Source organism: Peribacillus sp. NPDC096448 (assembly GCF_044762675.1).
Lineage (GTDB): Bacteria > Bacillota > Bacilli > Bacillales > DSM-1321 > Peribacillus > Peribacillus frigoritolerans_B.
In genome coordinates, this window is record NZ_JBIWEU010000012.1 from 187,306 (window position 1) to 195,546 (window position 8,241).

Genomic DNA, 8,241 nt, shown 5'->3' on the forward strand with positions numbered 1-8,241 from the left:
GTCACCTTAATTCCTCCTTTTATTACGCTTTAAAAACTCACTTATTATTTTACCAAACTTTTCTCCAACTTCCACATGAATCGCATGTCCCGCATCATTTATTATTTTCCATTCGGCCCGCTTCAGCCTTTTCTTCATCGAGTCCGCAATGTCACAAAACTTACTGTCGAGTTCACCTGTTACAAGGAGCACCGGGAAATCAAGAGTTTGCAGTTGCTCCCAGTATGAAGCCTGACTGCCGGTCCCCATACCAAGAAGGCTATTGGAAAGGCCGGCAGGGTCATTTGCCAACCGCTGCTCCCGAATGGCCGTCCTGGTTTTGGCCGACAACCGTTTTTGACTTTCAAACAGCGGGATGTTTTCCCATTGATCCACAAACGCTTCCATGCCATTTACAAGAATCCGTTCGGCAAGCTTTCCATCATTTCCCCTACGGATTTCCCGTTCCTCTTCTGTTAAAAGGCCTGGTGAAGCACTCTCAAGTATCAATGTATCAACATACTCAGGATACAAACAGGCAAATCCCAATCCGAGCCTTCCTCCCATCGAGTATCCAAGGATATGGGCCTTCGGGAAATGTAACACATCCAAAATATACTTGATATCCTCAGCCACTTTCTCCAGCTCATACCTTCGATGATCGGCTGGTGATGCAGACATGCCATGTCCGATGATGTCGACCATGATCAACGTATACCTGTCACTCAGTAGCGGGATGAGGAATTTCCATGTATCCCGATTTCCCGTAAATCCATGTAAAAGTACAAGAGGATCTCCATTTCCCGTTATTTCAACAGCATAATTGACATCCTTGCTGACAATATTCATGATATTTCCCTATCTAACACCATTTTTATTTCCTGGGAAACAAAGCTCCACAAATTTCGATGCTTTTGTAAATTGGACTCTCTTTCTGTCGGTACTTCGATGATTTTCAAACCTTGAATTTCGAATGACTCTGTAAATACCTTCTCGAACTCATCCCAATTTTGCACCTTGTTGTATTTACCGCCATAAAGCTGGGCAGTATGGGAAAAATCAAGCCCATGAGGCGTGCCGAATAGCGTTTCGAAATGTTCCCTCTCATTCGCCTGCGGCAAGAAGGAAAAAATGCCGCCGCCATCATTATTAACCAGCAATATCGTGATATTTTGTTTTTGAAGTTTTGCTGCAAGCAAGCCATTCATATCATGGAAAAAGCTTAAATCCCCGATTGCCAGCACTGTATTTTTCGATACTGTGCTTACGCCAAGTGCAGTGGAAACGACACCATCGATGCCATTAGCCCCGCGATTAGCAATGGTTTTGATTCCTTTTCCATTATTCAAAAAGAAAGTATCCAAATCACGTATAGGCATACTATTCCCGACAAACAATGTCGACTCCAATGGCATCATATCAGCAAGCAGGGCGAAAAGCTTGCCTTCGCTTAACTCCGCTTCATCCCTGACGGAGGCTAAGGCATCCTTCGTCGCTCCGTTGACGGTTTGCCATAAGCGAAGCCATTCATCATCAGGGGAAGAAGTAATGCTTTCAGCAATTCGCAGACAAAATTCTTTCTCTTCGCTGTAAATCATATTCGTTGCCAATCCGGCTGGTTCTCGCCAGCCTGCTCCGCCATCGACGACCAAGGTGATTGCCTGTTTTTGTTTTTTCATGAATAACAATAACGGTTTGGAAACAGGCATTGCCCCGAATCGCAAGATCACTTCCGGCCTGAAAGCCGCTTTTGCCGTTTCATCGCGCAGAAACGTATCGTACGCATCAATGATGACGGCTTTGTCATGACTTCCGCTCCTTAATTGTGAAAGGGGATCAGCCAGTACCGGAAAAGCAAGTTTTTCCGCTAATTTGACGATGGCTTCCTTCATCTCTGGATACGGTAACTCGCCACATATAATCATACCTTGCTTAGCTTTTGACAATGTAGTTGCAACAGCTTCTATTTGTGATGCTGACAATGACCGTTCTCCACTGTCAATCAACACTGCAGGCGTCCTATTATTTTGCCTGTACTCCTTTGCTTGGTCCAGGTCCGGAATCAATGGTTCCCGAAGCGGGAAATTCAAATGTACAGGCCCTGCCGGTTCAGCTGCAGCTGAAGCCACTGCCCTTGCACCGACCGTTCTGGCATAACGCATCATCCCATCCGTGCTTTCAGGAAGTGCCATTTCGACAAACCATTTTACATGTCTCCCGTAAAGATGTATCTGATCGATTGCCTGCGGTGCTCCGACATCACGTAATTCATGCGGGCGGTCAGCGGTAAGTACAATAAGCGGCACTCTTGAATAGAAAGCCTCGATGACGGCTGGGTAATAGTTTGCAGCGGCTGTACCGGACGTACAAAGAAGTCCGACAGGTTCTTTTAAGGCCTTAGCCAAACCAAGGGCAAAAAAAGCAGCCGAACGCTCATCCACATTAATATGAATTTCGATATCAGGATGTTCCACTAGCAACAAAGCTAGGGGCGTGGATCGTGAACCTGGGCTCACCACCACATGCTTCACCTCATTTTGTGCCAGCTCATCGACGAATGAAGCAGCATACGCTGTCAATGCATCTCGGTCATTCATTAAGGTTTCCTCCTAAAGCACTTAACATCGGATTGAATTTAATCCCCGTTTCCCGGAATTCACTTTCGGGAGTCGAATCTTCCACTACTCCGCATCCGGCAAAGAGCGATGCCTCGTTGTTCTGTATTAGGGCAGAACGTATCCCTACAGCGAATTCCCCGTTTCCATACGTATCCACCCAGCCTAAAGGACCCGCATAAAAGCCGCGTTCCAGACCTTCCATTTCCCGAATTCGGACAATAGCCTTTTCTTTTGGAAGTCCGCCCATAGCAGGTGTAGGATGGAGGTTCTCGACGAATTCAAAAATCGTGACACCTTCTTTGGATGTACCGCGAACCGGTGTGTACAAATGCTGGATATGACGGTTTTTCATAAGTGTCGGTCCGGCCGGGACCATCACCTTTTCACATACAGAATCAAAAGCATTGGATATCATCGACACGACATATTGATGCTCTTGTAAATTCTTTTGGTCATGAAGCAATTCTTCACCAAGACAAACATCTTCTTGCTCATCTTTACCTCGCCGCATCGATCCAGCAAGACAGGTAGAAAAAACTTCATTTCCCTGTTTCTTAATCAAACGTTCGGGAGTGGCACCGACAAAACAGTCACCACCAGCCTCCAAACTGAAAATATAACTCAATGGCTGCTCAGCAATCAATTGTTCAAGCACTTTCCCTGAATCGATGGAACGTTCAAAACCAAGTCGAAGCTCCCTTGCCAAAACGATCTTGTCGAGATCTGTCGTCTTGATTTCCTCAACAGCCTCTGCGACCGTCCGCTTCCATTTCTCAGGTTCGACTTCCCTCTGCATAACAAGGGAATTCGCACCCAATCCATTGCCATCCAAGCTTTCGAAAAGGAAAGCTTCCCGTTCATTTATCATATCTATGAAGAGTTTTTCTGAATCATCAGGCGAACAAAGTAAGTTTGTCGTTAAGTAAGCTTGTTTCCCCACTATTGACAGCATGAAGGCAGGTATATAAAACAGGTTGTCCCCGAACTGATTCCAAAGGAGCGTACTGTCAGTTTCATAATCAAAAGAAAAGCCCCCAAACAGTAAAGGACCTGTCGCTTCTACATCGGTCACTCCTGTTTTGACAGCATTATTCTGCAGTTTGATCCAGCTCTTTTCGACTTCTCTATAACGTTCGGCATTCGATGCCGCTTTGAGTTTCTTAACATTGCCTAAACCGGTGATGGTTATTTCCTTTGCAGGGTCCTCCCAGAAAAAGCGTTCACCCGCATACCGTTCTCTTCCAGCTTGATAAAATGAAAGGGGGTTGTTGCATTTAATCTTCTTAATATGACTGAATAGAACTTGATCATTCAAGTCCTTCGCCTTTTGTATAGCTGAAGCCAGTCCCTGAAACTGTTCAGTTTCCTCTGAGATAGCCAAAAAAATCCCCCCAAATGTACATTTTAAAAGCTATTTAACCTATTTAAAGATACACCTCCCTTGAACCTCATGTCAATAAAACGCCCCTTTACCGAACGATTCTCCCCTGCTTTTTTCCTTATTATATGAATCTTAGCGAATGTAGAGAAATACCCTTGATTTTGGAAATGAATCATCGTTGAATTCCAATTATCATCCTTACCCACTTTTCCTGCATTTATTAGGATAACCTTTTGTGCAACATTTCAATATTTGTTATAATTTCGAGAGAACCAATAATGATTTTGAGGAGAGAAATAATGCAAACAGAATACGACGGACTTCCCCTTAAACGGACCTGGAAGATTTGGTGGGAGTTAATTCGTCCACATACACTAACCGCAGCTTTTGTCCCAGTCTTACTTGGAACTGTGATTGCACTTTTGGAAGATGGAGTGAATTGGTTACTTTTCGCTGCCATGATGATTGCAAGTATCCTGATTCAAGCTGCAACCAATTTATTCAATGAATACTATGATTTCAAGAGAGGCTTGGATACGGAGGAATCCGTAGGCATCGGCGGCGGGATCGTCCGTCATGGGATGACCCCCAGACTAATCATGACCTTGGCCCTTGGCATGTATGCCATCGCCTTGATAATTGGAATCTATATCTGTGCCGCATCATCTTGGTGGCTTGCTGCAGTGGGACTGGTTTGCATGCTTGTAGGCTATCTTTATACAGGCGGTCCCCTGCCCATTTCATATACACCATTCGGGGAACTTTTTTCTGGATTGTTCATGGGCTTTTTGATAATCCTGATCGCCTTTTTCATTCAAACCGGTGATGTTTCTTCAACAGCCATCTTAATTGCCATCCCAAGTGGGATACTGGTCGGGCTGATCAACTTATCCAATAACCTCCGTGACCATGATGGTGATAAGGCACATGGCCGCAAAACGATGCCAGTAGTGATGGGCAGGAAAAACGCCCTGACATTCATGGCAATCATGTTCGCTTTCTCTTATCTATGGCTTGTTGGGCTAGTTCTTACCGGAAGCGTAACGGCGTGGATTCTCCTTGCCTTCCTTAGCATACCGAAGGCCATGGCCGCAATCAAAGGCTTCGTGGGTAAAACGCAGCCGATCACGATGGTGCCAGCAATGAAAGCCACGGCCCAAACGAACACATTCTTTGGCTTACTCATGGCCATTGGATTATTCATCAGCTATCTTATATAATCTCCGAGGACTGAGCTCATCCGCTCAGTCCTTTTTTCTATCTTCCGTTCCATATTGTTTTCCGATACTCCGATTCGGGTAATAGATAATACAACCATCTTACCAATATAAAAAGAGATTTGACTTTAGAAGGAGTGAATCGGATATGGTAACTAAACAACAAACACAAAAATTCAAAAAAGAACTGCTTCAGGAAAAAAATGAGCTATGTAATAGAATTCAAAATGATGAACAATCCGTTCTGGATAAAAGCCAGACGGAATCCGTAGGTGAATTATCATCCTATGATAATCATCCTGCTGACCTAGGAACCGAATTATTCGAGATGGAACGGAATCAAGCACTCGATGAGCATGCACAATCCGAAATGGAGAAAATCGATGAAGCTTTGAAAGCCATGGAAGAAGGATCGTATGGCCATTGTAAAACCTGCAATATGGAAATCCCCATCGAGAGGCTTGAAGCTATCCCAAGCACCCTCTACTGTGTCGAGCATGCCCCAGAACGGCCACCTTCACAAGACCGGCCAGCGGAAGAGGATATACTGATTCCATCCAAGGGTGACCATTTTGAAAACCGTCATGGAATCGAAATGGCGGATAAAGAAGATAGCTTTGGTGAAGTGGCCAAATTCGGTACATCAGAAACGCCATCTGATTATACCGGCGATCACGACAATTATAATGATCTTTATAAAAACGAGGTTGAAACGGGTGGATTTCCTGAAGACTATGAAGGATTTGCCGCAAATGATATCGAAGGTAAAACTAGAGTGGATATACCGAACAAAAAGCAAAAGGAATATGAAGATATCCTGGAAGAAGAAAATATAGAATCCAACCTTGGAGACATTCCCTATAAACAAAAAGATGGTTATATTAATGAAAAGAAATGAAAAATTAATGAAAAGAAATGAAAAAAAGAAGCATACATGAATGTATGCTTCCCTTTTTGTTATGACCCGTACGGGATTCGAACCCGTGTTACCGCCGTGAAAGGGCGGTGTCTTAACCGCTTGACCAACGGGCCAACTGGCGGAGAAGGAGGGATTTGAACCCTCGCGCCGCTCGCGCGACCTACACCCTTAGCAGGGGCGCCTCTTCAGCCTCTTGAGTACTTCCCCATGGCTCCGCAGGTAGGACTCGAACCTACGACCGTTCGGTTAACAGCCGAATGCTCTACCACTGAGCTACTGCGGAACAATATGAATATGGTGGGCCTAAATGGACTCGAACCATCGACCTCACGCTTATCAGGCGTGCGCTCTAACCAGCTGAGCTATAGGCCCATATTTGGAGCGGGTGAAGGGAATCGAACCCTCATCATCAGCTTGGAAGGCTGAGGTTTTACCACTAAACTACACCCGCGAAATGGGGCGACTGATGGGAATCGAACCCACGAATGCCTGAACCACAATCAGGTGCGTTAACCACTTCGCCACAATCGCCATAATTTTTTAAGATATGGTGGCTCAGGACGGAATCGAACCGCCGACACAAGGATTTTCAGTCCTTTGCTCTACCGACTGAGCTACTGAGCCACATATGTATTCATTTTAAAGAATGGCGGTCCCGACGGGAATCGAACCCGCGATCTCCTGCGTGACAGGCAGGCATGTTAACCGCTACACCACGGGACCTAATAATTGCGGGGACAGGATTTGAACCTGCGACCTTCGGGTTATGAGCCCGACGAGCTACCGGACTGCTCCACCCCGCGACGGTAATAATGAAACGATTTGCATCAAGTTTTCGTGTATATTGTTTCGTCCGCATCCTTTATGTAAGGTTGTTTTAAAACAACTTGCTGCTTTTAGAAAAAATGGAGGAGGTAGAGGGATTCGAACCCCCGCGGGATTTGACTCCCCTGTCGGTTTTCAAGACCGATCCCTTCAGCCGAACTTGGGTATACCTCCACGGCTTTAATAAAAATGAATATGGTGGACCTTGTAGGACTCGAACCTACGACCGGACGGTTATGAGCCGTCTGCTCTAACCAGCTGAGCTAAAGGTCCTTATATTTATTGGTAGCGGCGGAGGGGATCGAACCCCCGACCTCACGGGTATGAACCGTACGCTCTAGCCAGCTGAGCTACACCGCCAATATAATATAAGTATCTGATTGAAAAATGGTGGAGCCTAGCGGGATCGAACCGCTGACCTCCTGCGTGCAAGGCAGGCGCTCTCCCAGCTGAGCTAAGGCCCCATTCATTAAAAATCACGTGGTCGGGAAGACAGGATTCGAACCTGCGACCCCTTGGTCCCAAACCAAGTGCTCTACCAAGCTGAGCTACTTCCCGCAATAAAAACATGGTGCGCCCGGCGGGAGTCGAACCTACAACCTTCTGATTCGTAGTCAGATGCTCTATCCAATTGAGCTACGGGCGCATATTTATGATGGTGCCGAGGACCGGAATCGAACCGGTACGGTAGTCACCTACCGCAGGATTTTAAGTCCTGTGCGTCTGCCAGTTCCGCCACCCCGGCACATACGAAAAGTGGAGCGGAAGACGGGATTCGAACCCGCGACCCCAACCTTGGCAAGGTTGTATTCTACCACTGAACTACTTCCGCATGAAAGATGCGGGTGAAGGGACTTGAACCCCCACGCCTTGCGGCGCCAGATCCTAAGTCTGGTGCGTCTGCCAATTCCGCCACACCCGCATATAAATGGTGAGCCATGAAGGATTCGAACCTTCGACCCTCTGATTAAAAGTCAGATGCTCTACCAACTGAGCTAATGGCTCGTGCTTGTACTATCTTAAAATGGTGCCGGCAAGAGGACTTGAACCCCCAACCTACTGATTACAAGTCAGTTGCTCTACCAGTTGAGCTACACCGGCAGGTGTAAAATGGTGGAGGATGACGGGATCGAACCGCCGACCCTCTGCTTGTAAGGCAGATGCTCTCCCAGCTGAGCTAATCCTCCATATGAAACCTGCTTGGCGACGTCCTACTCTCACAGGGGGAAACCCCCAACTACCATCGGCGCTGAAGAGCTTAACTGCCGTGTTCGGAATGGGAACGGGTGTGACCTCTTCGCT

5 protein-coding genes, 21 tRNA genes and 1 rRNA gene are annotated in these 8,241 nt (G+C 46.4%); 2 read left to right on the forward strand and 25 right to left on the reverse strand.

The genetic code is table 11. The features are described from left to right. Positions 1-6: 6 nt before the first annotated feature. Genes menH through ACIQ0C_RS20290 form a run of 3 tightly spaced genes read right to left on the reverse strand, consistent with a single transcriptional unit; the run spans position 7 to position 3,978 of the window. The gene (gene menH / locus ACIQ0C_RS20280; protein WP_403063252.1) at positions 7-828 is read right to left on the reverse strand and encodes a 2-succinyl-6-hydroxy-2,4-cyclohexadiene-1-carboxylate synthase; all 822 of its coding nucleotides are present in this window, start codon (positions 826-828) and stop codon (positions 7-9) included. Continuing rightward, the gene (menD, locus tag ACIQ0C_RS20285; protein ID WP_403063256.1) at positions 825-2,576 is read right to left on the reverse strand and encodes a 2-succinyl-5-enolpyruvyl-6-hydroxy-3-cyclohexene-1-carboxylic-acid synthase; all 1,752 of its coding nucleotides are present in this window, start codon (positions 2,574-2,576) and stop codon (positions 825-827) included. The genes menH and menD overlap by 4 nt, the downstream gene beginning before the upstream one ends. Next, on the reverse strand, positions 2,569-3,978 hold the full coding sequence (locus ACIQ0C_RS20290; RefSeq protein ID WP_403063259.1) for an isochorismate synthase: 1,410 nt from the start codon (positions 3,976-3,978) through the stop codon (positions 2,569-2,571). Before ACIQ0C_RS20290 ends, menD begins: the two co-directional genes overlap by 8 nt. A 299-nt stretch (positions 3,979-4,277) precedes the next feature. Here ACIQ0C_RS20290 and ACIQ0C_RS20295 point away from each other — a divergent pair, with 299 nt between their 5' ends. Both ACIQ0C_RS20295 and ACIQ0C_RS20300 read left to right on the forward strand, forming a co-directional pair. Next, complete coding sequence (locus ACIQ0C_RS20295; RefSeq protein ID WP_402840691.1) at positions 4,278-5,198, forward strand: 1,4-dihydroxy-2-naphthoate polyprenyltransferase; 921 nt, start codon at positions 4,278-4,280, stop codon at positions 5,196-5,198. A gap of 145 nt (positions 5,199-5,343) precedes the next feature. Beyond that, positions 5,344-6,093, forward strand: coding sequence for a TraR/DksA C4-type zinc finger protein (locus ACIQ0C_RS20300; RefSeq protein WP_403063263.1), 750 nt, complete (start codon positions 5,344-5,346; stop codon positions 6,091-6,093). 62 nt (positions 6,094-6,155) lie between these two features. On the opposite strand, the gene ACIQ0C_RS20305 is transcribed toward ACIQ0C_RS20300, so the two are convergent. The 22 genes from ACIQ0C_RS20305 to rrf form a co-directional block, all read right to left on the reverse strand. Further along, a tRNA-Glu gene (locus ACIQ0C_RS20305) sits at positions 6,156-6,227 on the reverse strand. A gap of 3 nt (positions 6,228-6,230) precedes the next feature. Next, positions 6,231-6,321, reverse strand: a tRNA-Ser gene (locus tag ACIQ0C_RS20310). Between the two features lies 1 nt (position 6,322). Next, positions 6,323-6,397 (reverse strand) — tRNA-Asn (locus tag ACIQ0C_RS20315). A gap of 12 nt (positions 6,398-6,409) precedes the next feature. Further along, positions 6,410-6,486 (reverse strand) — tRNA-Ile (locus ACIQ0C_RS20320). A gap of 5 nt (positions 6,487-6,491) precedes the next feature. Beyond that, a tRNA-Gly gene (locus ACIQ0C_RS20325) sits at positions 6,492-6,565 on the reverse strand. Between the two features lie 4 nt (positions 6,566-6,569). Further along, a tRNA-His gene (locus ACIQ0C_RS20330) sits at positions 6,570-6,645 on the reverse strand. 17 nt (positions 6,646-6,662) lie between these two features. After that, positions 6,663-6,738: transfer RNA gene (locus ACIQ0C_RS20335), tRNA-Phe, on the reverse strand. A gap of 23 nt (positions 6,739-6,761) precedes the next feature. Then, positions 6,762-6,837: transfer RNA gene (locus tag ACIQ0C_RS20340), tRNA-Asp, on the reverse strand. 6 nt (positions 6,838-6,843) lie between these two features. After that, positions 6,844-6,917, reverse strand: a tRNA-Met gene (locus tag ACIQ0C_RS20345). A gap of 103 nt (positions 6,918-7,020) precedes the next feature. Next, positions 7,021-7,113 (reverse strand) — tRNA-Ser (locus ACIQ0C_RS20350). A gap of 22 nt (positions 7,114-7,135) precedes the next feature. Further along, positions 7,136-7,212, reverse strand: a tRNA-Ile gene (locus ACIQ0C_RS20355). A gap of 10 nt (positions 7,213-7,222) precedes the next feature. Continuing rightward, a tRNA-Met gene (locus ACIQ0C_RS20360) sits at positions 7,223-7,299 on the reverse strand. 28 nt (positions 7,300-7,327) lie between these two features. Then, positions 7,328-7,403 (reverse strand) — tRNA-Ala (locus ACIQ0C_RS20365). Positions 7,404-7,420: 17 nt separating this feature from the next. Then, positions 7,421-7,497 (reverse strand) — tRNA-Pro (locus tag ACIQ0C_RS20370). Positions 7,498-7,508: 11 nt separating this feature from the next. Then, positions 7,509-7,585: transfer RNA gene (locus ACIQ0C_RS20375), tRNA-Arg, on the reverse strand. A gap of 10 nt (positions 7,586-7,595) precedes the next feature. Continuing rightward, positions 7,596-7,684 (reverse strand) — tRNA-Leu (locus tag ACIQ0C_RS20380). A gap of 12 nt (positions 7,685-7,696) precedes the next feature. After that, positions 7,697-7,771, reverse strand: a tRNA-Gly gene (locus ACIQ0C_RS20385). An 8-nt stretch (positions 7,772-7,779) separates the two neighbouring features. Further along, positions 7,780-7,861: transfer RNA gene (locus ACIQ0C_RS20390), tRNA-Leu, on the reverse strand. Positions 7,862-7,868: 7 nt separating this feature from the next. Beyond that, positions 7,869-7,944 (reverse strand) — tRNA-Lys (locus tag ACIQ0C_RS20395). A gap of 20 nt (positions 7,945-7,964) precedes the next feature. Continuing rightward, positions 7,965-8,040, reverse strand: a tRNA-Thr gene (locus ACIQ0C_RS20400). A 10-nt stretch (positions 8,041-8,050) separates the two neighbouring features. Further along, positions 8,051-8,126, reverse strand: a tRNA-Val gene (locus ACIQ0C_RS20405). 11 nt (positions 8,127-8,137) lie between these two features. After that, positions 8,138-8,241 (reverse strand): 5S ribosomal RNA (gene rrf, locus ACIQ0C_RS20410); the annotation flags it as partial.